Origin of the sequence: Oceanobacillus alkalisoli, assembly GCF_021556485.1 — a bacterium.
Taxonomy (GTDB): domain Bacteria; phylum Bacillota; class Bacilli; order Bacillales; family Amphibacillaceae; genus Oceanobacillus; species Oceanobacillus alkalisoli.
Window position 1 is genome coordinate 1 of the sequence record NZ_JAKGBW010000002.1, and the last position, 25,375, is coordinate 25,375.

Genomic DNA, 25,375 nt, shown 5'->3' on the forward strand with positions numbered 1-25,375 from the left:
CCACTATAAGAAAAAGTACAGCCCCAAACGCATTCGACGTTTAATGATTGAATTAGGTTTGAAATCCTTTATTCGCCGTTCAAATGGCTATTCCACCAAGACTAGCTTTGTTCATATCGAAGAGAATGTTCTTAATCGGGAGTTTACTGCGGACAAACCAAATGAGAAGTGGGTAACAGATATCACGCATCTAAAATTTGGTCTGAACAGGAAAGCTTATTTAAGTGCGATTAAAGATCTCTATGATGGATCCATTGTCGCCTATGAAGTCGGAAGGTTTAACGACAATCCTTTAGTAATGAATACGCTTAAGAAAGCGATAGAATCCAATCCAGATGCATCTCCGTTAATCCATAGTGATCGTGGTTCACAGTACACATCGAAGGAATACCGTCAGATTACGACTGAAGCTAACATGACCCGTAGTATGTCCCGGATTGGTAAATGCATTGATAATGCACCGATAGAAAGCTTCTTTGGCCATTTTAAATGCGAATGTTATGACCTAACGCATTACAAGAACTATGAAGAATTAGTGGACGATATTGACGCTTATATGGAATTTTATAATGAAGAACGATACCAAACGAAATTAAACAGCCTAACACCGTTAGAATATCGGTACCAGGCTGCGGCATAGATTTTTATTTTTTTACTGTCCACTTGACAGGGCGCAGTTCACAGAGATCTTGTCCCAGTTTAAAACAATAAAAAAAGCCTTCCCCGAAATTCGGGAGAGGCTTTTTTTAATACGTCTTATAATTTAACAACGTTTGCTGCTTGTGGTCCGCGGTTTCCTTCTTCAATATCGAAAGAAACAGATTGACCTTCTTCTAAAGTTTTGAAACCTTCGCCTTGAATAGCTGAGAAATGTACGAATACATCGTCTCCACCTTCAACTTCAATGAAACCGAAACCTTTGTCTGCGTTAAACCATTTTACTGAACCTGTGTTCATTAAAATACCTCCATGTGCGTGTTGCACGTTTATTACTATTTTTGTTCAAGTTGCCAATTCAAGACGATAACAACCAGTGTTATTTCTATCCTTATTATCACCGAACGCAAATAATTACTTCAAGTATAGCATCATCGTTTGCTGATTGCAAACTTTTTTAAAAAATATTTAAGACGGGGAAGTGGGACAAAAGCTCTGACCCCAGTGTCCCGCTCAGGAAGATTGGAGTTTTTTACTTTCTTGGAAGACTTGGCAGGCGTTTGCTGCTTTTTTGCCGCAGCGTGAGCAATTTGGGACGCTGATGATTTCTAATGCGTAGTCGACCGCCTTGCTCGCGTCATTAAAGATATGCTCTCGACCAATTTCTTCATATAATCCACTTATCTTTATAGCTTCAAGCACATCTGGGTTCACCTCTGCAAACAGAGTAGTTCCGCCAGTTTTCTTGAAGTCGCGGATAAGGGAGGTTAAGTTATTTCCGCCGGTTGCATCCATATAAGAAACATGCTTCATTTTCAAAATGAGTACTTCTGGCTTTTGGTTAATCGAACGGGTAATCATGGATTCAAATTTATCAGCTGCACCAAAGAATAATGGCCCTTCAATCGTGAAAAAGGCAAGCTGCGGACATTTTGCTGCCAATTTCTCATTTTCTAAAACTTGCTCGTCTTTTAAATGGCTTGGAATAACTTTTTCGACACCAAGTACTTCACTCATTCGTTTCACAAATGAAACCATAGCGAGCAGTAATCCGAATTGTACTGCAACAGTCAAATTAACGAATACCGTCAGCAGGAACGTAACGACTAAGACTAAAGAGTCGCTCGATTTCAAGCGTATAATATGGGAAAATGATTTATATTCACTCATGTTAAGTGCCACTCGCATCAGAATCGGTGCCATACTTGCAAGCGGAATATGTGAAGCAAATGGTGCAAAAACAAGAATCGTAACTAATACAAATACACCTTGGAATACGCCAGATAATGGACTGATGGCTCCACTATTAATATTCGTAGCCGTACGGGCTATCGCACCGGTTGCCGGTATACCTCCAAAAAGCGGTGTTACGACGTTGGCAAGCCCTTGCCCAACCAGCTCACGGTTGGAATTATGCCGTTTCCCTGTCATTCCATCAGCAACAACAGCAGACAGTAAGGATTCAATCCCGCCAAGCATTGCGATGACAAATGCTGGTTGCAGCAAAGTGATAATCTTATTCCATGTAATTTCCGGGATTTGCAGGCTGGGCAAACTTTGCGAAATGCCTCCAAAGGCTGTGCCAATCGTTGCCACTTTACCTGGAAAAAATACATAAGCAAGTAGTGCGGGAATAATCAGTGCTACTAATAGTACGGGGACGCGCGGGAAAAATCGTGGTATAAATACAAGAATGAGAACTCCTAGAACTGCAATTAAAATACTGTACCAATTTATTGTCGGCAGTTTTTCAAAAATCTGCAGCATCGTTTCATGGAAATATTCCTTCTTTTCCATGCCCTCTAGACCGAGGAAGTTTTCAATTTGTCCTGAAAAGATGATGACGGCAATACCAGCTGTAAACCCGATTGTGACCGAGCGGGGAATGAATTTTATCAGATTCCCTAACTTAAAAAACCCCATGACCATGAGGATGATTCCTGCCATAAATCCTGCAATCAACAGATCCTCATAACCGAATTCTAAAACAATCGCAAGCAGGATAGGGATGAAGGCTCCTGTTGGACCGGCAATCTGGTATCTCGAACCCCCGAACAATGCTACAAGAATTCCCGCAATGACTGTCGTATATAGGCCATATTCCGGTTTCACTCCTGACGCAATTGCAAATGCCATACCAAGGGGGATTGCAACGATACCAACTGTAATACCAGCAACCACATCCTGCTTAACATCATTGGCAGTTAAACCCTTGAATCGATTGTCTTTCCACAATTTCACTTCAGCTCCTATTTGATTCTACCATCTATAATATCATATAATCATAAAAGTACTGAAATAAGTGCATTTCTCAATCATTTATGTTGAAAAAATAAAAAATAGCTAAAAAGGAATGGAGAGGATTTGCGTGTGGAAAGAGTTTAAAGAATTTGCTTTTCAGGGGAATGTCATTGATCTGGCAGTAGCAGTTGTGATTGGAGCAGCGTTCAACGCCATCGTCACTTCTTTTGTTGATCATATTATTACACCAATTATTGGTATGTTAGCAGGTGGCATTGATTTCACCGGCTTGAAAATAACGCTTGGGGATGCAGAAATTATGTATGGAAGTTTTATTCAATCATTTGTTGACTTCTTGATTATTGCATTTTCAATTTTCATGGCTATCCGTGTATTGAATAAATTTAAACGGAGAGAGGAAGCAGAAAAAGAGGAAGAAGAAGTTGATCGACAGGAACAACTACTTACCGAAATCCGCGATTTATTAAAAGAAAAAAATGGACAAAATTAACAAAAAGCCAGGTGATGCCGGAATGCCTGGCTTTTATACAAGGTAATATAATGGAAGGAGAAAGAGCTGATGACAAATATAGCATTATCGTTTAGTGGCGGGAAAGATTCAATGTTTGCGCTACACCGTTTGCTAGAACAAGGGAACACGGTCGTTTGCCTTATTACGACTGTTTGGAGCAAAAGCGGGGAAACAGTTGCCCACGGAGAAAAGCTAGACCGGCTGGAAGATCAAGCAGTGCGCTTAAACATACCGATTGAATGGGTCGTTACCGATTTCGAAAATTACACAGCGGATTACAAACGTAAACTGGAAGAAATAAAAAAAGATTATCAAATTGAAGGAATAGGATATGGGGATATTTATTTGGAAGGACACCGGGAATGGGGAGAAAAGCTTGCTGAATCGGTTGACTTAAAAGCTTATTATCCGCTCTGGACCGAGCAGGAAGAAGCGCTTAAGTTGCTCATTGATTTTGTCGACGCTGGGTATAAAAGTAAAATTGTAAAACTGGATGAGAACAAGCTCCCAAGCGTTTGGCTTGGAAGAGAAATAGATAAACATTTCATCGAAGACATTGTAACATTTGATGTCTGTCCACTCGGTGAATCAGGTGAATATCATACCTATGTATATGATGGTCCGCTATTTCGAGGGGACAGATCCTATCCTTGAGCTTGAGAGCGGTATTGTGAAGGTGAAGAGATAAATAATGAATTATTAGCGTTTGACTAAAGCGGGTACCAAGCGTAAATCCCATATATTTTTCCTTTACTGGGTACTTGCTTATACATCCCCTTAGGTGTTGACATAGGTTAGTAGTGAATCTATAACAGAAAGGGGATTATTTTATGCGGCATCAACATGGACGCCATTGTGGTTGTCAGGCATGTAAAACAATTATCTATCCGACTAAGCATAACTGTGTTAACCAATTCTCTGAAAGTACGGTAAATCATGTGCACCCATCTCATACGACAGTTATGAATCATCATTTACAGAAAAATAAACATTTTTATCCACATTCTACTTCCGTACAAAACACTTGGAACAGTGTGAATGAATTCGGGGGAGCCTTTGAAACACCATCAGGACCAGGAGGGCAAGTAGCCGGCGCATATAGCCCGCCAGGTGGTCCGGGCGGTATGGGGCCAGGTGGAATGGGTATGGGCCCTGGAGCCGGACCAGGCCAAGTAATGGGCGCAACTCAACCGGGCTGCGGTATGCATCACGGGAATCATTGGAAAAAGCCAGGTAAATGGTGTTAAGATAGTAAAGAGGTTAGGCTGGAACGTAATGGTTCCAGCCTATTTTTAATCAATGCACCATAAGAGGTGAAAAAATGAAAGTATTACATGTAAGTGGCTATAAATCCCTTGAAATGGGAATTTTTAAAGAAAACGATCCGAAAGTTCATATTATTAAAGAAGCGATAAAGAAAAGGGTTATCGGATTTATGGAAGAAGGAGTGGAATGGGTGATTGTCTCTGGACAGATGGGAGTGGAACTCTGGACAGCTGAAGTCGTACTTGATTTAAAAGAAGAGGAGTATGATGTTAATCTGGCGGTTTTCCCTGCATTTGAAAATCAGGACAAGCGTTGGCCCGAGATGCTTCAGGAGAAATATCAGGAAATCATTATGACGGCAGACTTTTACAAGCCGTTATATGTCGGTGACTATAAAGGTCCTTATCAATTTCAGGCGCGAAACCAATGGTTTGCGGAGAAAAGTGATGTTAGTCTCTTGCTGATGGATGAAGAATTTCCGGGAAGCGTCCGCTATTTTTTTGATGCTGCAAAGAAAATGAGTGAGGATTATCCAATCTATTTCATCACTCCGATGGATCTTGATGAGATTGTGGAAGAAATTCAAATGACTGACCCGGAATTATGGGTCAAATTACAAAAGAATCAAGAATAAAAATAGATGGAACCGAGCTAGATAAATAAGTATAATAAAGATTGAGGGGGTAAGGTTGTGGAAATTGTTGCATCATTAATAAATTTATTTTTATTCATTGTACCTTTCCTTATTTTATACTTCGTTATTGCTGCGGCAGTAAAAAAAGGAATCGAGGCTTCATCTGTTGGACAAGCGATCCTTGAAGAACAGCAGGAACGGAAAGCGAAACGGAAATGAACATGAAACATGAAATAAATGATAAGGTGAAAAATATGTACCTAACCATCCGTAAAATGAAAAGAAAAGATATTCCAGCGATCCAAGAAGTTGCGAAAAGGAGTTGGAATTCAACTTATGCAGGAATCATTCCATCAGGGGTTCAGGATAGTTTCCTGAGTCAAGCTTACAGTATAAAAACATTAAAAAAACAGCGCCGCAGTTCGAACTTTTATGTTGCGTTAAGCAATCAAGAACTCATTGGCTTTGCTAATTATTCACAAGTGTATTCCGACAATAGTATCCACTTGCATGCGATCTATCTCCATCCAGAATATCAAGGAAGAGGAATCGGAAGCGCCCTTTTGCAAATCGGAATGAACCATTTATCCGCAACGAAGATTTCCCTTCATGTGGAACGCCAGAACAACAGAGCAATCCAATTCTATAAGCAAAAAGGTTTCCATAAAATTTCCGAATTCGACGACGAACTCGAAGGACACACAATACATACCATCCGAATGATTTTAAATATCCAAAATTAAAAGCACCGCCCATTGCTTTCATACAGCGTAAGTGTTTTGCGCATTCTCTAGACTGGAGTTTCTAATCGCCGTTCAGTTGTCCCGTAGACGGATGCGCATCCTTAGGCACTGCTAGAGCTCCTCGGGCTACCGCCCTGCGGGGTCTCCAGGCTTGTGCTGTTCCCGCAGGAGTCACCGTCCACCGGGCAACTGAACTGGTAAGATGGTTATTTTAAATAGAAATTATTCGACCACGATAAGGAGTATACTTTTCCAGAATATTAAACAGTGATTCAAATTCGGCCTTTCCTGGTAGCAGTCCAGACACCTCGAGACTCCTGCGGAAGGCCGGCTAAGAACGGTCACGTCCTGTGACCAATGCCGGCATTAGAACTTCCTGTTCGGAGGTAAGCCTGGCGAGACCCCGCAGCGCGATAGCGCGAGGAGGCTTGCCGCCCGCTTAGCAGGTGCGAGAGGTGTCTGGACTGCGGACCTCCAGTAGAAAGTTTCAGGGTTAGGCACACTCACGCTGTATGAAAGCAATGAGCTGGCAATGGAACTAGTTAGGCAAGGATGATTATAAAGGAGGAAGAAGCAAATGACCTATAAAACAGATATTGAAATTGCAGAATCTGTTGAAATGGAGCCGGTAACAAAGATTGCAGAACAAGCGGGGATTGACGCGAGTGACATTGAACTATACGGAAATTACAAAGCGAAAGTAAATTTCACTGCCCTTGAGAAAATGCGCAATGAATCTAATGGTAAACTCATCCTAGTTTCTGCAATCAATCCCACAGCAGCTGGGGAAGGGAAAACGACTACGGTAGTTGGACTCGGTGACGGGCTAAAGCGAATCGGGAAAAAAGCGATGATTGCCTTACGTGAGCCTTCGCTTGGTCCAGTGTTCGGCATAAAAGGAGGAGCAGCAGGCGGTGGATACGCTCAAGTCGTTCCAATGCAAGATATTAACCTTCATTTCACTGGTGACTTTCATGCAATCGGAGCCGCTAACAATCTTCTGGCTGCTTTGATCGATAACCACATCCATCAAGGAAATGAACTAAATATCGATACAAGAAAAATTACGTGGAAACGGGTTGTCGACATGAATGACAGGCAGCTCCGTCATATCGTAAATGGGCTTGACGGAGAAAAAAACGGTGTACCTCGAGAAGATGGCTTCGATATTACGGTCGCTTCTGAAATTATGGCTATCCTTTGCCTTTCTAATGATCTTAAGGAATTGAAGGAGAAGCTGAGAAATATTATTATTGGCTACACTTATGATGATGAGCCTGTGACAGCAGGCGAGCTTCATGCCCACGGAGCAATGGCGGCCTTATTAAAGGATGCTTTAAAACCGAACCTCGTACAAACACTGGAGAAAACACCAGCACTCATCCATGGTGGTCCGTTTGCAAATATTGCACATGGCTGTAATAGTATCATGGCGACAAAGCTTGCTTTAAAATATGCGGATTATACGGTAACAGAGGCTGGGTTTGGAGCAGATCTAGGAGCAGAGAAATTCATCGATATTAAAAGCAGGATGGCGAATATCGCACCAGATGCTGCGGTAATTGTTGCAACTGTTCGAGCTTTAAAGCTGCATGGTGGAATAGCTGCAATCGATCTGAATGAAGAAAATGTCCAAGCGGTTGAAGTAGGTTTACCAAATTTACTTAAGCATATTGAAAACATGCAAAACGTATTTGGCATTCCTTCCGTCGTTGCAATTAACAAATTTCCGACAGATACAGATGAAGAACTCAACATTATAAAGCGGAAATGTGAAGAGATTGGTGTGCAAGTCGTTCTTTCTGACGTCTGGGCACAGGGTGGAAAAGGTGCAGAAGACCTCGCACGTGAAGTTGTAAAGCTTTGTGAAACAGAGAGTACATTGCGCCATCCGTATAGTCTGGAAGACTCGATCACGACAAAAATTGAAAAACTTGTGCAAAAAGTATACGGCGGAGTTGGGATTGAACTGTCAGCAGAAGCCGAACGTGAAATCACGAGGCTTGTTAAGTTGGGATATGATAAGCTGCCGATTTGTATGGCAAAAACCCAGTACTCTTTATCAGATGATTCGGCATTACTCGGAGCACCCCAGGATTTCCATATTACAATCCAACAAGTGAAAGTATCCGCAGGGGCAGGATTTCTCGTTGTCTTGACGGGAAGGGTAATGACAATGCCAGGTTTGCCGAAGAATCCGGCCTCCGTAAATATTGATGTCACTCCTGAAGGAAAAATTGTCGGCTTGTTTTAAAAAAGAGAAGGAGGGACGGTATTGGATAAAGTAAATCTAAGAAATCTCGCAAAAGATAACTTAACAAATCTAGACATGGAGAAGAAAGCGGAAATTGAGAAGGAAATTATTCAAAATCTCATTAATTCTGAACTCTGGAAACAGGCAACCACAGTCGGTATTACGGTATCTGCCGGTTTTGAATGGGATACAGAAGCTTTAATTAAAGAAGGATGGAAAGAAAGAAAAACGGTCGTCGTTCCGAAGTGTGTCCCGGACGTAAGAAGGCTTGATTTTTATAAGCTTGATCACTTTGAACAACTGGAAGCAAGTTATTTCAATCTTCGTGAACCAAATCCTTCCGAAACAGTGAAAGTGGATAAGCAGGAAATTGATCTCCTTGTAGTACCCGGCCTTGTCTTTGACGAACGGGGATATCGAGTTGGGTTTGGCGGTGGCTATTATGACCGATTTCTCACAGATTATCCAAATCGAACAGTCTCTCTGCTTTATTCCGGACAATTAGTTGCAGAAGTACCAAAAGAGTCTTTTGATGTTCCGGTAGAATATTTGATTACGGAAAATGGTTTCGTGAAATAATAACAATCTCACCAGCTCAAAAAAAAGCGGTGCGATTGTTATTATTTCACGCATTAACGGTCTGTAATACCCCTACCTCTAAACATGAGGGAAACCTAAAATGAGAAGGTGGGGGAGGCATGGAAACCTCGTCTGAATGAAGTATTAGTTTATCTTCTGTATTCTTTTTCTACATTATCACCGAATTCGATTTCCAAATCCACTTTAGCAGCATCTTCTGGAATGTTGAATGCTTGAAGCACTTCGTTGATCACTTCTTCGTCTGGAGTGTTTTCATCGAATTCGAAGGAAGTGAAGATGCTATCAAGCTCATCCATTGCTTCATTGCCTCGTAAATTGATATTGTCCGGTTTGTTCACATAAGATGCTTCGATTTCATTATCATCATCGTCCACGTCATAATCGACATCAACTGCATCATCATTGTTTTCAATATCAACTTCTAAATCGAAACTCGTAAAGATGTAATCACTTGTAAAATCGGCGTTATCACTATCTCCATTTGCTTCGTTGTTATTATCTGTTTGATTGTCTTCATTCGTGTTATCATCTGCTGCACCATTATCAGGATTTTCTGTCGTTGTGTCATCTTGCGGTGGGTTTGTTACTTCATCATTATCTCCACAGGCTGCAAGAATGGTGGATAATAGTAGAATGGTAAGTAATGAAAAAAGTTTTTTCATTGATGTCAGTCTCCTTTTCATTGTGATATATATTAACTTATCCAAAAATGAAGCCCCCTAAACTTATTGCCCGAATTTCACTATCCGAAACGGTTGAGTATCCTCTTGTAATATTTTACAAAAGCCAAAAATTCCATTCATTCAGCGTAAGTGTTTTGCACGTTCTCATGGTTTGCTTTCTAATCGCCGTTCAGTTGCCCGGTGGACGGATGCGCATCCTTAGGCACTGCTAGAGCTCCTCGGGCTGAGCACTAAGGGGTCTCCAGACTCGTGCTGTTCCCGGAGGAGTCACCGTCCACCGGGCAACTGAACTGGTTGGGATAATTATTATTAATATATTCCAGTGCCATGTCACGATAAAATTATATCTTTGGAATAATAAGTAGCGTTCTAAATTAGGTTTTTCCTGGTAGCAGTCCAGACACCTCGAGACTCCTGCGGGAGGCCGGCTAAGAACGGTCACGTCCTGTGACCAACGCCGGCATTAGAACTACCTGTTCGGAGGTAAGCTTGCCTGCGGAAGCTCACCAGCCGCTCAGCAGGTGCGAGAGGTGTCTGGACTGCGGTCCTCCAGTAGAAAGTTTCGGACACTTACGCTGAATAAAAGGAATAAATGGTAACGAAGATAAGGATTGTAATGGTCATTAAAATTGTTTCCCGGCAAAACCAGTGATAAAATATAAAGTTACGTATACTTGTCAAGAGAATGAGGAAAGAAGGAATAAATATATGGGAGATAATTTATCAAAAGGTCAAGATATACAAAACTTTAATCGGGTACCATTGGTTATTGTTCTTATTTCTGGTGCGTTTGTTGCAATATTGAACCAGACTTTACTCGGAACTGCACTACCTAAAATAATGATCGATCTCGAATTAACGGAAAATACCGTGCAGTGGTTGCAATCGGTTTTCATGCTTGTTAATGGAATCATGATACCAATCACTGCTTTTCTTATTGGGCGATTTACGACCCGTACCCTATTTTTAACAGCAATGAGCCTATTTTCTTTAGGAACATTTACAGCTGCAATTTCAGGAAGTTTTGAATTACTTTTGTTGGGAAGGATTTTCCAAGCAGCGGGTGCAGGTATTATGATGCCGCTTATGCAGACGATTCTCATGCTTATTTTTCCAATTGAAAAACGGGGAACTGCAATGGGGATGTTCGGTCTCGTCATCGCATTTGCACCGGCGATTGGACCAACTCTTTCGGGTTATATTGTCGAGGTAGCCTCCTGGCGTTGGTTGTTCTGGATGATTCTGCCGATTGCGATTATTGACATCATTCTCGCTTATTTTGTGTTAAAGAATGTAACGAAGCAGACAAAACCAAGATTGGATGTTCTTTCAATCATACTTTCGACATTCGGTTTTGGAGGAATTCTTTATGCTTTCAGTATGGCCGGAAGTGCTGGATGGGGAAGTGCAGAAGTTCTACTCGGGTTTGGCGTAGGTATTATCACGCTAGTTTGGTTTATTACCCGTCAGTTTAAACTCGATGAACCAATCTTGGAGTTCCGAGTTATGAAATATAAAATGTTTACCATTACAACGATAATCGGGATGATTACGTTCATTGCGGTAATTGGTGCAGCAATTGTCTTACCATTATATATGCAGACAATGCTTGGCTTTTCCGCATTTGAATCTGGGCTTGCCCTCCTCGCAGGTGCGATCATTCAAGGATTGTTAAACCCAATCACAGGCCGGATGTTTGACAGATTTGGTGCAAGATGGCTGGCGGTTTCAGGGATGCTTATCTTAACGGTTTCAACGTTTATGTTTGCCGTCCTGACACCGGAAACGTCATTTACGTATATTGCCGTAACCCATGCTTTACGAATGGTCAGTATATCCATGGTCATGATGCCGGTGACGACAGCGGGATTAAACGTTCTTCCGATGGATTTGATTTCTCATGGAACAGCGGTTAACAATACGCTTCGCCAAGTATCAGGTTCGATCGGAACGGCCCTTCCGATAACGATTATGACGACCTTTACGATACCAGAAGAGGGCATTGAAGGAATGATTCATGGAGTGAATATATCGTTTGTTTTCGCGGGAATCATATCTTTAATCGGGTTCATTATGTCCTTTTATATTAAAGATCGCAAAGTATAAGAAAAGGCTGAGACGAAATTTAAAAATCGTCTCAGTCTTTTTAATTATTGCATGGCATAACTATAAAATAAAACTAGTCACATCCGTTCTGCGCTTTTGTTATTCTCCGTCTCTAGTTACAACATCAACTTTTCCTGTATGGGGGTCAATCACGAGGCCGTGTACTTTAATTCCTTCGGGTAGTAATGGGTGATTGCGGATGATTTCCGTACTTTGCGTGACCGAGTTTTCCACTTCCGTAAATCCGTGAAACTCTTCATCCAAATCGATACCACTATATTCTAATGTATTAAGGCGTTCTTCGCTAATGCCGCGATCAAGCATTCTTTGCTTCAACGCGTCAACATCGACATTTGACATACCGCAATCGTGGTGACCGATGACGATTACTTCATCAGCTTTCAAATTATAAACTGCAACTAAAATGCTTTTTACAATACTATCGAAAGGTTTACGGATAATAGCTCCGGCGTTTTTAACAATTTTCGCATCTCCGTTTTCAAGATTAAGTGCTCGGTGTAAGAGTTCTAATAATCTTGATTCCATACACGTGAAGATGACCATTTTTTTATTCGGGTATACGTCAGTCCGATACGCTTCATAGCTTTTATCTTCTACAAACTTTTGATTAAAATCTAGTAAATCTTGTAAACTCATCTACCATTCTCCTCCACACTAAAATTCCTTTTTTAAAATATACCATATATTAATAAAAAAGGAACTATAAATGAAGGAATGGAGGAAAAGAGATCAATTATTCGTTGATAAATCCATTTGTCGATTCAAGCTCCCCCTTGATTTGCTTAGCATTTACACTGGTTCCGGCAAGCCACTTTTTAAAATCAAAAATAAGTGGCAAGCGGTCACTGCCAAAGGCAATCCAAGCTTGCATATGCTCCGGTAAATATGCTGCTGTATGAATGGTTCCCGCCCAGGCTCCATAATTTTTTGAGAAAACTCCCTTGTCTGTATCATTTAATATACGGAATGCATCGTACACGTTACCAATTTCCGCTTGTTGAGTAGCCATTGCCTCGTAACGGCGTAAGGAATCATCCATCCGGTATCGATTCTCTTTTGTTAATTTCTCGAAGTGATTCGTACAGACTGTTCCAATTCTCGTGACAACTTCGCTTGAAGAGGCTTCAACAACAAGTGTTTTTCCAGTTGCGTCAACGAGGGAGTAGCTGAAGGAGTGGCGATGGGGAATTTCCTTTAGCATTTCAATTGCTTCATCGACGGTTGCGCAAACTTCAAGAACGAGTCTCGCAATCATGTTACAAATAAATCCATCATCTGAGCGAAGTCTATTAATAAAGTTGTAACCGATGGCAAGCCCTTTTTCATTCAGGCCATCCGTCCGTCCAGTAATCTGCATGGAGGGGCCGATCGTTGCATATCCGCCATCAGTTGGTGCATAAAGTACATAACGACCCTCATAAGTGATGGGGTCATTGTCATAGTTTCGAATCATGAACTGGTTTCCCGTTAGAATCGAGCAACCGCTCTTTCCGTATTCGAAATAATAACCTCCAAATTCGCGGAGTGCTTCTTTCGTGCTTATTTCAAGAGCATCAGCAAGACCGAGCAATTCTTCCCAGATGCCGGGATTAAAGTGTTGGATAATGGGTCTAATTTTTTCTTCATCAACAATATAATGGTGTTTTGCTCGTTTTTTCAATTGCCTTCTTCGAGCGGTAAGGATTGGGGAGTTAACTAATTCACTGCCTTGAAATCGACCAAAGTCATAATGGCTCCCGCGGAACTGAATGACATTACTACTAACTTGTTTCATTATTTACCCCCTTTCATCTGCAATTATTCAATCTAAATGAAGCATACTAGAAGCAGTGCAAATAAGAAAATGAATTGCATTTCTAAGGTTCCTGTTCATGCGATTATTGTAGAAATATGCAATTATCTGTTAAAATAAAGAAATAGAAGGGGAGGAAAGTCTATGGTCCGCAAAATTCTTGTTGCTTATGATACGTCAGCATTAAGCGGAAAAGCAATTGATGAAGCAAAAATTCAAGCAAAATTAGTTGAAAATTCCCAGCTCTATATTGTAACGGTAGTGACGCCAGGGATTACGACTAATAATACGGCTGCGAGCGGTAACTTATCGATGAATGATGCGGAAATGATTTACCCGAAGCTCGAGAAAATCAAAAAGGCATTAGAAGCTTCCGGATACACAGTACACATTGAAATCATTACCGACTTTTCCCAACGAAATCCTGGTGTTGCGATTTGTGATTATGTGGAGGAACATGCAATTGATATGGTTATTGTCGGGCACCGGGGACTTAGTAATTTAAAGAAACTCTTCCTCGGGAGTGTGAGCGGCACGATTGTGCAACGAGCAGCGAGCCAAGTTTTAGTTATTAAATAGGCAGGAGGAATAATGATGGCTATTCAATATGAAATCATCGAAACAATCGCAGTCCTTTCCGAATCACCAAAAGGCTGGACGAAAGAACTCAATCTCGTCAGCTGGAATGGAAGGGATCCAAAATACGATTTAAGGGACTGGGCACCAGAACATGAAAAAATGGGCAAAGGCGTTACCCTGACAAAAGAAGAGGTGCTTAAACTAAAAGAAAGTTTGGGAAACTTTAATTAAATATTAACTTAACTTTCACAGCTCGAAACAGACCATACCTTTCATACAGCGTAAGTGTTAACCTCCGAAACTCTCCACTGGAGGTCCGCAGTCCAGACACCTCCCGCACCTGTTGAGCGGCCGGCAAGCCTCCTCGCGCTACGGGGTCTCGCCAGGCTTACCTCCGAACAGGAAGTTCTAATGCCGGTGTTGATCACAGGACGTGACCGTTTTTAGCCGGCCTCCCGCAGGAATCTCGAAGTGTCTGGACTGCTACCAGGAAAGACCGAATATAGACCACTGTTTAATATTCCAGGAGTTTAATCCCCATTGTCTAGAAGCAATTTCTATTTAGAGAATCATCTAACCAGTTCAGTTGCCCGGGGGACGGTGACTCCTGCGGGAAAAGCACGTGTCCGAAGACCCCGCAGGAAGTGTCCTTCTTCCGAGGAGGCTGAGGCCGTGCCTAAGGATGCGCATCCGTCCCCCGGGCAACTGAACGGCGATTGGAGCTCTGAATGAGTGAACGGGTCAAATCACTTACGCTATATGAAAACGAGCATTCAATCGGGTTTGAAAACTTTTGATTAAATAGATTTCTATGTACTTACTTTAAAAGTGGCCGATTGATATGGGGGGAGAAATGACGTTGTTGTTTTTGTAATTTCGACAGCTTTGTTAACGAAAGCCCTTGTGTTTTACTGGGAAGTGATGAATCGGTTATACTTATGTGAAAGACTTCACTTCTTAGTAAAAGGAGGAATAGGATATGCATAGTTGGAAAGAACTTGCACAAGAACATAAAGGCAAGCTAATACTGATGGTTATATTTTCACTGCTCAGCGGATCCAGTATTATCGCACAAGCCTATTTGCTTGTGTATATCGTGAATGAAGCATTTCTACAAGGAACAGCTTTTGCTGACCTTTTACCATATCTTGCATTATTGCTCGCAGCATTACTCGGGCGGACATTATTTAACTATGGCAATGGAAAAATCGGAGTACGTCTCGCTGCATTGGTGAAAAGTGGACTGAGAAGTCAGCTGCTTCGTAAATATTCCAAAACGAATATGCAAACCGCAATGTATGGAAGATCCGGTGAAAAAGTAAGTGTCATAATGGATACGGTAGATGAGATAGATGACTACTACAGCAGTTACATTCCGCAGGTTATCCAGTCCCTCATCATCCCAATTATGTTGCTTATTACTATTTTCACCGAGCATTTCACTACTGGAATTATCATTGTGATCACGGCACCATTTATCCCAATCTTTATGGTAATCATTGGATTTAGTACGAAAGATAAGTCGGAAGAACAACTCGATAAAATGGCAGCATTTTCAGGGAAGTTTCTTGACACATTGCAAGGATTGACGACACTTAAATTGTATGGCCGCTCAAAAAAACAAAAAGCGGAAATAGAAGAAAGCAGTTTAAACTTCCGAGATGCGACAATGGTCGTTCTAAAAACAGCTTTCGCAAACTCGTTCGCACTTGAATTTATTTCCATGCTCAGTATGGGACTGATTGCGCTGGAAGTTGCAATCCGCTTGATTATCTTTCAAAACATTACCTTTTTCACCGGTTTTCTAATGCTGATCCTTGCACCGGAATTTTATAATAAACTAAAAGAACTTGGAAATGCATTCCATACAGGCCGGGGGAGCAGTGGTGCGTTTAATAAATTGCAGAAAGAACTCGACTTGCCAGATCTTCCAGTAGAATGGGGAAGTTATCCGCTTGAAGCAAGAAAGCCACCTGCCATAGCACTGCATGATGCCAGCTTCTATTATGAAGAAGAAGGGTTTAGGCTAGATCATATTTCGGTAGACATTTCCCCTTATGAACAGGTCGCGATAATTGGCAAAACCGGTTCAGGGAAATCAACCTTATTACATGTAATTGCTGGTCTCGTTGCGAATACAGGTGGAGAAATTCTCGTGAATGGAAGAGTTCGCTCTGAGTATGATGAATCCTCCTGGTTTAATGAACTAAGTTATATTTCTCAGCACCCCTATTTATTCTCAGGAACGGTTGCAGAGAATATTGCGATTGGCGGCAGAACGGGAGCGACTAGAGAAGAAATAGAAGCTGCAGGAGAAAAAGCGGGAATTGCCGAACTGATAGCTTCTCTTGAAAAAGGGTATGACACTCCTATAGGTGAAGCTGGACGCGGACTTTCTGGCGGAGAGAAACAGCGGGTCGCTCTAGCACGTGCTTTCTTAAAACAGCCTTCCATCATTCTTTTTGATGAACCGACTGTTGGGCTCGACCTACGAACCGAGCGGATATTGCAGCAGTCAATCAAAGAGTTGGCAAAGCATGCAACAATTATTACAGTAGCTCATCGACTGCACACGATTAAGCATGCGGATAAAATTATCTTACTTGATTCGGGAAGGGTAGTGACAGTAGGTACTCATGAAGCTTTGTTAAAAACAAATTCAGATTACCGTTCCATGGTTTCAGCTGAGCAAGGAGGTGAGCAGAGATGAAGGATTTAACAACCGTGATTCGCTTACTTTTTAAAGAAAAGAAAGACATTATCCTTTCCATTATTTGTGGGTTTATTGGAGGGATTACCGCTGTTGGTTTATTTTCGGCGAGTGGATATTTGATTTCGCAAGCAGCTTTAGCCCCGCCAATCTATACATTAATGGTGCTTGTTGGTACGGTAAAGCTATTTGGAATTATCTCTGCAATCGGTCGTTACGGGGAACGTTATTATTCCCACCGAGGGACGTTTACGATGCTCAGTAACTTACGGGTGTCATTTTATGAAAGGTTAGAGCCGCTCGCTCCGCAGATCTTTCAAAAGTTCCGGAGCGGGGACTTGCTCGCGCGAATTGTAGGAGATGTTGAGACGCTGCAGAACTTCTTCTTGCGGGTTTTCTATCCGCCAATTGTGTTATTTCTCGTATTCTTATGTACGATATCTTTCACGGCATATTTTTCAATTGCGCATGCCATCGTTATTTTTGTAGGTTTTCTACTGACAACAGTACTTGTGCCAGCATTTTTCGCAGTAAGACAACGCCGGGTAGATGAAGGTTTACGAGAAAAGCGTGGGAAATTATCAACAGAAGTGACAGAACTCTTCTACGGTTTCCGTGATTTAAAGATTTATCAGCGGATGGATGAAAAGGAAGAAACGCTCAACCAAATGGCTGAAAGCTATGTACGTGAACAGGAAAAAGCGAGAATCCATCACCTTTATAGCGAATCATTAAATACGTTCGTATCGCTCGCAGTTTCAGTCGCTGTACTGGGAATAGGTGCCTACTTGATTACGGAAGGAACATTGAATGGAATTTTCCTGGCGATGTTGTTAATGATTTCTCTTACTGTATTTGAAGATACGACATCGATGGCGATTTTCCCAAGTCATTTGGAAGATAGCAGAAGAGCTGCATCAAGACTATCAGCAGTTGTGGGAAATGAGCCGACTGAAGTGCAGGAAAAGGAAGATTTGCGCTTGGATTCTTCACCTGAAATCAAGTTTCAGAGTGTGTCATTTACGTATTCAGAAGAAGAAAGAAAGACTCTGACTCAAATTGATTTACATTTTCCGGCAGGTTCCAGGACAGCAATTGTTGGACCGAGCGGATCTGGAAAATCAACCCTGCTTCGTTTAGTATTAAACTTTGGCACTTCGGTTCAGGGGGATATTCTTATAAACGGCGAAGAAATAAGAAAGCTGAATGAGGAAAGTATTTGGAAGTATGCAAATGTTGTTCTGCAAGAAAACCATTTCTTCTATGGAACAATTAGAGATAATTTAAAAATCGCGACTGATCACGCAACAGATGGTTGTTTTGTTGAAATACTAGCAAAAGTGGAATTAAGTCATTTCAATCTGGATGATGAAGTCCTTGAAAAAGGTGCAAATCTTTCAGGTGGTGAAAAGCAGCGACTGGCGATTGCCCGTGCTATGCTTAAAAACTCATATCTCTGGTTACTCGACGAACCTACGTCATCAATGGATTCCGTCACAAGTACTCGCATCTACCGGGAACTATTCGAGTTAGCTAAAGATGACACTCTTATCCTTGTCAGCCACCGATTGAACGGGTTGGAAAAAATGGATCAGATCATCGTCATGGAAGAAGGACAAATCGTTGAAGTCGGCAGCTACGAACAATTAATGAAACAAAAAGGGTATTTTTACGAACTAAAACAAATCGAACAGAGTGTTTTTCATGGGTAAGATCAAAGGCGTAAGCGCCCTTACAGGCTAGGTTCGCGATTCGTTTCGCAACGCCTGTACTAGCACATCCAGTAGTCGCAGCAACGTACAAACTGTACCTCCCAGGACGGGAGGTAGTTCGATGTTTCCCCAGGAAGGGGCGAACTTAATCGAATCTCCTTTTTACCGGAAGGGAGATAAAGGAAACTCAGGCGACGAGAGTGAGTTGATGTTGACTTTCAGCACAAGGGTATAAGTGCGACTAAGCCTCTGGCTAAAGCTATTTTATTTGGTCATCGATAGCATTTTAATATTTGAATGATAATAAAAAACGTGATTGCCCCGAGGAGCAATCACGTTTTTTATTTTTTATCGTCTCTAAATGCATCATCTTTTTCAGCTACGACAAAAGCAAGTATGATGGCTATGATAATCGCTAATCCCGGAGCAACAAACATTAAAAAATCATTAAACATTTCGTTCACTCCTTCTTACCTTGGATATATTCTTCATCAAACAGGAACAGTTTTAATAATAGATAGATGGACGGGATCAATAAGGCGAGCCCGAGCACGAATACAACAACAAGTGAAATAGCCATCGCTTGGTTCGTAAAACCTTCATGAATTGTCAAGTGTGGATAGAGCAAGTATGGATAATGGGCAATACCATATGCAAAGAATGCAAAGGCAAATTGTCCGACCAACAGCCACAATGCAGCTGTATAGTTTCTCCTCTTCCAAATAATCCACGTTGTCAAAGCCCATAACACAAAGGAAACAGCAAACATCCACCATAGATTCATCAAGTTTTCGAATAACATATAATTATGGTAGCGGAGTTCAATAATAATTCCTGAAGCAGCTACGATCAGCGGGATAGCCCAAATTAAGGCGTATTTCCGCATTAAGTCTCTTGCGTCAGCATCTTGCGCTTTATCTGCATACCACGTCAGGAATACTGCGGAAATGTATAATACAGCAACAATGGCAAGGACGACGATGGACCATGATAATGGACTTGTGAATAACCCGAAATAGTCAAGCTTTGGCGTTCCATCTTCAATGGAGACAAATCCACCTTGAGCAATCGCAAGCACAACCGATAGAGCCGGAGGAATGAGAAGCCCCGCAATACCGTACATCGTGGCATACCCTTTATGACCCGCTCGGTAAGACTCAAAGGCATAGTAAGAACCTCTGATTGCCATTAAGACTAAAGCAATGCTCCCTGGAATAAGCAAAACTGTTCCAAAGTAAGTTGCCGTTTTTGGGAAAAATCCAACAATCCCAATATAGAAAAATACAAAGAACACGTTTGTTACGGACCATACGGGTGATAGGTAACGCTGAATAACCTTTGAAAGGATTTTCTCTTTACCAGTCAAAATACTATACGCGTTGAAAAATCCAGCACCAAAGTCAATCGAAGCGAGGATGACATATCCGAATAAGAAGGTCCACAGTACGGAAATCCCTAATATTTCTAAACTCATGACTGCTCACCACCTTGTGTAGATTGAACTTTCGCTAATTCTTTTTCTATCGGATTATTTGCGAACATTTTACGCAGAATAACAACCGTTCCAATTCCTAAGATGAGGTAAAGAATAGCAAAAAGGACAAACATTAAACCAACATAATCACTTGTGGTAGCAGCCTCGCTGACTGTCATGATTCCACGCATGATCCACGGTTGACGACCGAATTCTGCGAGCCACCAACCAGATTCAATAGCTAACATGGATAGCGGACCGCCTAAAACGATGAGCCAGCGGAACCAGTTGGATTCAATAAATGTATATTTCATTCGTGTTCCAAGCCAATAAATGAAGGATAGCGCAATCATCACCATACCGATCGTAATCATAATGTCGAAGTAATAATGCACTTCAAGTGGTGGTTGTTCCTCTGCTGGAAATTCGTTCAGACCAATTACCTCAGATGAAGGATTTCCGAAAGCGAGAATACTTAACACATATGGAAGTTTAATTGCATATTTCGGTTCTTGATTTTCATCCAGTATTCCGTATAGAAGGAGCGGCGCACCTTCTTCCGTTTCAAAGTGCCATTCAGCGGCCGCAAGCTTTTCAGGTTGGTATTCTGCCAGATATTTACCAGAGAAGTCACCAATTATTGCTACGGTAACGGCGAAAATTAATCCAATTTTCATCGTCATATGCAATGCTTTTTTGTGATACGTATGTTTTGAGCCTTTCAGCAGTTTAAATGCTGCAATGGTTGCTAATAGAAAGGCTGCCGTCATATAAGATGCAGCAAGCACATGAGCAATCTTTGTAGGTGATGCTAGGTTAAACATGGCAAGAACCGGGTTTGCGTTAACAAGTGTTCCATTTACAATATCAAATCCTTGCGGCGCATTCATAAAGCCGTTCACTGTTGTAATGAAAAAAGCTGACATCCCAGCACCGATTACAACTGGTATCAATAGGAAAAAATGAGTCTTCTTATTTTTAAATCGGTTTCCGGTATATAAATAAATACCAAGGAAAATAGCCTCGAAGAAAAATGCGAAAACTTCCATAAATAAGGGTAAAGCAATGATGTTACCAGCTAATTCCATAAAGTTCGGCCATAACAGGGCAAGTTGGAGACTGATAATGGTTCCGGTGACTACTCCTACAGCAACCGTGATAATATAACCTCTTGCCCAGCGTCTAGCCATTAAAATGTAGTGATCATCATTCTTTTTAATTCCCAACCACTGTGCAATCATAATAAACAGTGGTACCCCTACACCTATAGTCGCATAAATAATATGAAACGATAGTGTGAGTAGAGTGAGCATCCTACTTGCGAAAACAGGATCATGAAACATATGTTTTTCCTCCATTTCTCTGTCGGTTCGTGTAATGTTGAACATAAGGAAAAACAGTTTTTACTAAAGCAATAGTAAAAACTATTTTCGTCTTTCTATTGTAGCTTATAAACGACATGAAAGACCGATCTACTTATGACAATTTTTCAAAAAACCCGTTACTTTATTGTGTCCAGTGTCCAGTTCCAGCGTGCAGGACCGATCAAACTTCATACTCCTTCACTCGATAAAGAAGACTTGCCGATCGGTCTTTGTGAGGCTTAGTCGTCCTTATATCCTTGCGGTGAAAGTCAACATCAGCTTCTGCTGGTCGCTGTGTTTCCTTTATTTCAAAGAGAGAGTGGAAGTTCGATTAAGTTCGCTCACGTATGGGGCGACATCGAACTACCTTCCATCCTGGGAGGCACAGTTTGTGCGTCCCTAACCGCACGCCTTCACCTTTATTGTGTACAAAAGCAACAGTAATTATTATCATAAGTTTATTTCGCTGAAATCGGCAATCTAAAGGTGAATTTCTCTTCCGATGTTAGTTCTCCATTTGTATAAGTTCTTTCTTTGAAGACGACATTATGATTTTTGTCAATCACTACAACAGTTGCCGAGCGGGTACCATAATCCGGTGTTTTAATAAAAGAGGCAGATAATTTCCGCTCAAGTTCAAATTCTATTCCCGTATTTGGCAATTTTGAATCAGGAGCTTCTTCTGTATTTTCAAGAATGTGGAACAAGTTATCCGTGTTTACTCGATTGTTATGGTCAAGATAAGTTTCTAATTTATCCTTTCCTTGAACAACTTTCGGCCATGGCGTGTTTAATGTTGCGTTACTCAAACTATGTGTTCCAGCTGGAACTTCCATAATGATATCATCTACGTTATTATAATGAAAAAGTCCAAACGCATCACCGACAAGAATATTAAATCCGGCATAAGCAGTTCGTTCGTTACGAATCCTTTCAAGAAAGTAAATAGGAGAGTCCGTAGAGGATAAAAAGTCACGGACAATGTGTCCGCGCGATTTCTTATCTTCTGACTCAAGAGTCAGGTCCCGAATGTTCGTTAATGCAGCGAATCGGCCCTCTTTCGTAATTCCTAGCCATGTACCCTGCTGAAGCATATCCCTTCCTGCAAGAAGAAATGGGGCGTCTGGCCAATAATGGGCTCTTTCTGTTGGTCTTCCGTAAAATTCATCCCGGTTTGCCGCGACAATTAATTTATAATTAGGATGTTTTCCTAAATGAAAATGGATTAAACACATCACGAATCACCTCTTATCAATTCATTATACGCTTGGTGAGTATTGTCTACCAATATTAAGTATAGAAAAAGTCATTCCTCTGACAAAGAAGTGGAGTGCTAATAACAAGCCAAATGATTAAATAATTGTTAATAAAGATTTTTTCACAGAGAAAGAAGGCAACAATTATGTGGAAACTTGATCGCAAAAGTAAATAGCCATTATATTTACAAATAGTAGAGAAACTAGAAAACAAAGTTTCATACGGTGAATTTCCGCCTGGTAGCAAGTTACCTTCAGAACGGAAATTGTCTGAACAGTTGGGGGTGAACCGGAGTACGGTTATCTTAGCTTATGATGAGTTGCTGAAGCTCTTCATAGCGTGATTGACTGAGAAAAAGATGAGAGATTATATGCAATTTGGATGGGGCAGGATATTTTGAAATGGATGGTCACAAATATGGAAATAGTAATTATAGTAGATAAAGCTAATCTATATGGATTAAACTTGGGTCTTTAATAAAAATATGATACTAAAAAAAGGAACAGAGGGAAGGTGTAGTATTTTCCATTCATTTATGATGTAATAGAAGCAGGAAATTCCTTATGAAATTCAATGATCTGATGGATTTTCAACTGAAAAGAGGAGGACTTCTTGTGGAATTAAAGATGAAATGGGAAGGGAAACGGGCTTTTACTGGGGTAACCCCTTCTGGGCATCAACTGATTACAGATGGATTACCAGAGTTTGGCGGGGAAGGTCGTGGACCTGCTCCTATGGAAATGCTACTTGGAACGGTGATTGGTTGCACTGGAATTGATATTATTGCGATTTTGGAAAAAATGAGGCTTGTCCCAACAGACTTCCATGTCGAAGCCAAAGGGGACAGAGCACAAAGTCATCCGCGCCGTTATAGGGATATTTATTTGCATTACACCGTAATTGGCGAAATTCCAGAGGATAAATTGTACCGGGCAATCGAATTATCGCTAAATAAATATTGTGCTGTTTCTTATTCGTTAAATGCGGAATTAAAAGCAAGCTATTCATTGAATGGGGGAGACCAGGTCATAATGGACCTTGATTAAGGAGGGAGAAGCGATGTTTGAATTTAATGCTTTTACAATTGGATTAATTACAATCGTCTGTGTTATTGCAACCATTCTTACGTACCGTGTTTTGAAAGAAGAAGAAAAAAAGCAAAAAGCATATAAAGAAAGTGGTCAGACGATAGAAGACGAAATGCAGCGATCCTTGGAATATGAAAAATCTTCCTGGACCAGTAATGTGCCAATCATGTCTTGGATATATGTCATTGCTACGGTTCTCTCGATTATCGCCTTCGTTATTTATATGGCTTAAATGGGACAGTAAAGTTGCTGTCCCATTTTTGGTCTGTCATAATTCAAGTATTAAAAGTCTAGGAGAATGGGCATGTATCGGAATTCAGAGCGATTTTTGACTGCTTTTGATCGGAATCATTACAGAACTTACGAACGAGAAGGCTCACTCCTTTAAGGGGAGGATGATAGTGAGTTCGGAGTGGGGCACTCCCTTGTGGGGTGTCGTAAGCCGAACTTTTTAGTTTCTCGTTCTTTTTATTGTCGAATTAGCATACAAATATCGCGAATGCATGTTCGGTATGGTGTGATTATGAACATGAACGATTTTCGTAGAGCCAAGACAACCGAAAGTAGAAAAAAATGTTAGAAAGGAGTATACCCAATGGCAAGAAGAGACGCGACTCCAAGCTATGTGCTAGAACTAGAAATGAAAACAACTGTTTATGATCGAAAGGTTTTAGACAAGAAAATGCGTATCGGGAAAAATATCTATAATGCTTGCCTTGGGGAAGCTCAAAAACGTTTGCGCGCCGTTCTTGCGGATAAGACCTATCGAATGACCGTAAAAACAAAACAAGCCATCAGCCAAGTACCACTCCGCTAAAGCGAAGAAGACAAATGAACGGACAGCGGAAGAAAAAGAAATCATGCGTGAATATAAACGACTGACCGATGAAATCCATGCGATGGAACAAAGCTACGGATATTCAGAATATCAACTTCATGCCTTTGTCGCACCCATGCAAGCGAAATTTGCCAAGAACATCGGCTCGTTTGAAGCACAAAAACTTGCGACGAGAGCTTTCCAAGCAATCCCAAAAGTCCAATACCGCCAGGCGAAAAAGGTAAACTTTAAACGCTGGTCGGATGATTTCTCCATTGGAAACAAATCAAATATAACTGGGTTGCGCTACGAAGATGGTTCTATCATCTGGGGGAAACAGACACGAGTTTCCAAGGTAAATCCTGTTTCTCAGCCAAAGAAAGGTTCCATTAGGGTACCGCTTATAATCAAGCGCAACGACTATTATGCACAGGTTGCATTAAATAATCGAACCAAATATGTACGTGTAATCACTAGGGAAATTCGCGGGGAGGTTCGCTATTTTGCTCAACTTGTACAAGAAGGTTTTCCGCCAGATAAGTCATGGAAGAAAAACCGTATCGTTTCTGGTGACGAAACAAAACGTGTCGGACTGGATGTCGGGACAAGTACGCTCGCTATTTCTAGTGAGAAAAACGTGGAGCTGCATGAATTAGCGCCCGAATGTGTGGCAGATAACAAGAAGCTTCGCAAGATTGAACGAGCAATGGACAGAAGCAAACGAGCAACCAATCCAAACAACTACAACAAAGACGGCACCCTCAAGCGTGGCGTGAAGCTAGCCTGGCACTTCTCGAAACGCTATCTTCGACTAAAGACGAGCCGCAAAGATCTGCATTGAAAGT

At 41.3% G+C, this 25,375-nt stretch carries 27 protein-coding genes and 1 pseudogene; 19 read left to right on the forward strand and 9 right to left on the reverse strand.

Annotation, left to right across the window (positions count from 1 at the left end; all coding sequences use genetic code 11):
- A partial coding sequence (locus LZD48_RS02170) for an IS3 family transposase (RefSeq protein WP_235761097.1) occupies positions 1-640 on the forward strand: 640 nt, incomplete at its 5' end.
- Positions 641-756: 116 nt separating this feature from the next.
- On the opposite strand, the gene LZD48_RS02175 is transcribed toward LZD48_RS02170, so the two are convergent.
- Both LZD48_RS02175 and LZD48_RS02180 read right to left on the reverse strand, forming a co-directional pair.
- Positions 757-957, reverse strand: coding sequence for a cold-shock protein (locus tag LZD48_RS02175; protein WP_156854769.1), 201 nt, complete (start codon positions 955-957; stop codon positions 757-759).
- A 213-nt stretch (positions 958-1,170) separates the two neighbouring features.
- Entirely contained in the window at positions 1,171-2,898 is a 1,728-nt protein-coding gene (locus LZD48_RS02180) for a SulP family inorganic anion transporter (protein WP_438822738.1), read from the reverse strand.
- A 127-nt stretch (positions 2,899-3,025) separates the two neighbouring features.
- Here LZD48_RS02180 and mscL point away from each other — a divergent pair, with 127 nt between their 5' ends.
- From mscL to LZD48_RS02220, 8 genes are all read left to right on the forward strand, one after another.
- On the forward strand, positions 3,026-3,409 hold the full coding sequence (gene mscL, locus LZD48_RS02185; RefSeq protein ID WP_235761099.1) for a large conductance mechanosensitive channel protein MscL: 384 nt from the start codon (positions 3,026-3,028) through the stop codon (positions 3,407-3,409).
- 69 nt (positions 3,410-3,478) lie between these two features.
- Entirely contained in the window at positions 3,479-4,084 is a 606-nt protein-coding gene (locus LZD48_RS02190) for a Dph6-related ATP pyrophosphatase (protein WP_235761100.1), read from the forward strand.
- Between the two features lie 176 nt (positions 4,085-4,260).
- Positions 4,261-4,677 carry a spore coat protein gene (locus LZD48_RS02195; RefSeq protein ID WP_235761101.1) on the forward strand — a complete coding sequence of 139 codons (417 nt, stop codon included), beginning with the start codon at positions 4,261-4,263 and terminating at the stop codon, positions 4,675-4,677.
- 74 nt (positions 4,678-4,751) lie between these two features.
- Positions 4,752-5,330 (forward strand): SLOG family protein, encoded by a 579-nt coding sequence (locus LZD48_RS02200; RefSeq protein WP_235761102.1) that lies wholly within the window; start codon positions 4,752-4,754, stop codon positions 5,328-5,330.
- A gap of 57 nt (positions 5,331-5,387) precedes the next feature.
- Positions 5,388-5,549 carry a hypothetical protein gene (locus LZD48_RS02205; protein WP_235761103.1) on the forward strand — a complete coding sequence of 54 codons (162 nt, stop codon included), beginning with the start codon at positions 5,388-5,390 and terminating at the stop codon, positions 5,547-5,549.
- Positions 5,546-6,073: a GNAT family N-acetyltransferase gene (locus LZD48_RS02210; protein WP_235761104.1), complete on the forward strand. Its 528-nt coding sequence runs from the start codon at positions 5,546-5,548 to the stop codon at positions 6,071-6,073. The genes LZD48_RS02205 and LZD48_RS02210 overlap by 4 nt, the downstream gene beginning before the upstream one ends.
- A gap of 577 nt (positions 6,074-6,650) precedes the next feature.
- Complete coding sequence (locus LZD48_RS02215; RefSeq protein ID WP_235761105.1) at positions 6,651-8,327, forward strand: formate--tetrahydrofolate ligase; 1,677 nt, start codon at positions 6,651-6,653, stop codon at positions 8,325-8,327.
- A 21-nt stretch (positions 8,328-8,348) separates the two neighbouring features.
- Positions 8,349-8,906, forward strand: coding sequence for a 5-formyltetrahydrofolate cyclo-ligase (locus LZD48_RS02220; protein WP_235761106.1), 558 nt, complete (start codon positions 8,349-8,351; stop codon positions 8,904-8,906).
- Positions 8,907-9,055: 149 nt separating this feature from the next.
- On the opposite strand, the gene LZD48_RS02225 is transcribed toward LZD48_RS02220, so the two are convergent.
- A complete protein-coding gene (locus LZD48_RS02225) occupies positions 9,056-9,589 on the reverse strand; it encodes a YusW family protein (RefSeq protein WP_235761107.1) in 534 nt (177 codons plus the stop codon).
- 729 nt (positions 9,590-10,318) lie between these two features.
- Here LZD48_RS02225 and LZD48_RS02230 point away from each other — a divergent pair.
- The gene (locus LZD48_RS02230) at positions 10,319-11,716 is read left to right on the forward strand and encodes an MDR family MFS transporter (protein ID WP_235761108.1); all 1,398 of its coding nucleotides are present in this window, start codon (positions 10,319-10,321) and stop codon (positions 11,714-11,716) included.
- 99 nt (positions 11,717-11,815) lie between these two features.
- Here the strand turns inward: LZD48_RS02230 and LZD48_RS02235 are convergent, their stop codons facing one another.
- The gene (locus tag LZD48_RS02235) at positions 11,816-12,373 is read right to left on the reverse strand and encodes a beta-class carbonic anhydrase (protein WP_235761109.1); all 558 of its coding nucleotides are present in this window, start codon (positions 12,371-12,373) and stop codon (positions 11,816-11,818) included.
- A 97-nt stretch (positions 12,374-12,470) separates the two neighbouring features.
- Positions 12,471-13,511, reverse strand: a complete 1,041-nt coding sequence (locus LZD48_RS02240) for a C45 family autoproteolytic acyltransferase/hydrolase (RefSeq protein WP_235761110.1) — start codon at positions 13,509-13,511, stop codon at positions 12,471-12,473.
- A gap of 162 nt (positions 13,512-13,673) precedes the next feature.
- On the opposite strand from LZD48_RS02240, the gene LZD48_RS02245 reads away from it, so the two are divergent.
- From LZD48_RS02245 to cydC, 4 genes are all read left to right on the forward strand, one after another.
- Positions 13,674-14,108 carry a universal stress protein gene (locus LZD48_RS02245; protein WP_235761111.1) on the forward strand — a complete coding sequence of 145 codons (435 nt, stop codon included), beginning with the start codon at positions 13,674-13,676 and terminating at the stop codon, positions 14,106-14,108.
- A 12-nt stretch (positions 14,109-14,120) separates the two neighbouring features.
- Positions 14,121-14,339: a YdbC family protein gene (locus LZD48_RS02250; RefSeq protein WP_235761112.1), complete on the forward strand. Its 219-nt coding sequence runs from the start codon at positions 14,121-14,123 to the stop codon at positions 14,337-14,339.
- A 748-nt stretch (positions 14,340-15,087) separates the two neighbouring features.
- The gene (gene cydD / locus LZD48_RS02255; protein ID WP_235761113.1) at positions 15,088-16,818 is read left to right on the forward strand and encodes a thiol reductant ABC exporter subunit CydD; all 1,731 of its coding nucleotides are present in this window, start codon (positions 15,088-15,090) and stop codon (positions 16,816-16,818) included.
- Positions 16,815-18,530: a thiol reductant ABC exporter subunit CydC gene (gene cydC, locus LZD48_RS02260; protein WP_235761114.1), complete on the forward strand. Its 1,716-nt coding sequence runs from the start codon at positions 16,815-16,817 to the stop codon at positions 18,528-18,530. The genes cydD and cydC overlap by 4 nt, the downstream gene beginning before the upstream one ends.
- Before the next feature lie 341 nt (positions 18,531-18,871).
- On the opposite strand, the gene cydS is transcribed toward cydC, so the two are convergent.
- The 4 genes from cydS to LZD48_RS02275 all read right to left on the reverse strand — a co-directional run bounded on the left by cydS (position 18,872) and on the right by LZD48_RS02275 (position 22,603).
- Positions 18,872-18,985, reverse strand: coding sequence for a cytochrome bd oxidase small subunit CydS family protein (gene cydS, locus LZD48_RS19195; RefSeq protein ID WP_438822739.1), 114 nt, complete (start codon positions 18,983-18,985; stop codon positions 18,872-18,874).
- Positions 18,986-18,990: 5 nt separating this feature from the next.
- On the reverse strand, positions 18,991-20,004 hold the full coding sequence (locus LZD48_RS02265; RefSeq protein WP_235761115.1) for a cytochrome d ubiquinol oxidase subunit II: 1,014 nt from the start codon (positions 20,002-20,004) through the stop codon (positions 18,991-18,993).
- Positions 20,001-21,347, reverse strand: a complete 1,347-nt coding sequence (locus tag LZD48_RS02270) for a cytochrome ubiquinol oxidase subunit I (RefSeq protein WP_235761116.1) — start codon at positions 21,345-21,347, stop codon at positions 20,001-20,003. Before LZD48_RS02270 ends, LZD48_RS02265 begins: the two co-directional genes overlap by 4 nt.
- 479 nt (positions 21,348-21,826) lie before the next feature.
- Entirely contained in the window at positions 21,827-22,603 is a 777-nt protein-coding gene (locus LZD48_RS02275) for an NRDE family protein (RefSeq protein ID WP_235761429.1), read from the reverse strand.
- A gap of 212 nt (positions 22,604-22,815) precedes the next feature.
- Here LZD48_RS02275 and LZD48_RS02280 point away from each other — a divergent pair.
- From LZD48_RS02280 to LZD48_RS02300, 5 genes and pseudogenes are all read left to right on the forward strand, one after another.
- Positions 22,816-22,962: pseudogene (locus LZD48_RS02280) on the forward strand (GntR family transcriptional regulator); the annotation flags it as partial.
- A 226-nt stretch (positions 22,963-23,188) separates the two neighbouring features.
- Positions 23,189-23,671, forward strand: a complete 483-nt coding sequence (locus tag LZD48_RS02285) for an OsmC family protein (RefSeq protein WP_235761117.1) — start codon at positions 23,189-23,191, stop codon at positions 23,669-23,671.
- A gap of 13 nt (positions 23,672-23,684) precedes the next feature.
- Positions 23,685-23,945 carry a hypothetical protein gene (locus LZD48_RS02290; RefSeq protein ID WP_235761118.1) on the forward strand — a complete coding sequence of 87 codons (261 nt, stop codon included), beginning with the start codon at positions 23,685-23,687 and terminating at the stop codon, positions 23,943-23,945.
- A 363-nt stretch (positions 23,946-24,308) separates the two neighbouring features.
- A complete protein-coding gene (locus LZD48_RS02295; protein ID WP_235761119.1) occupies positions 24,309-24,530 on the forward strand; it encodes a hypothetical protein in 222 nt (73 codons plus the stop codon).
- A gap of 82 nt (positions 24,531-24,612) precedes the next feature.
- On the forward strand, positions 24,613-25,371 hold the full coding sequence (locus LZD48_RS02300; RefSeq protein ID WP_235761120.1) for a hypothetical protein: 759 nt from the start codon (positions 24,613-24,615) through the stop codon (positions 25,369-25,371).
- Positions 25,372-25,375 lie beyond the last annotated feature (4 nt).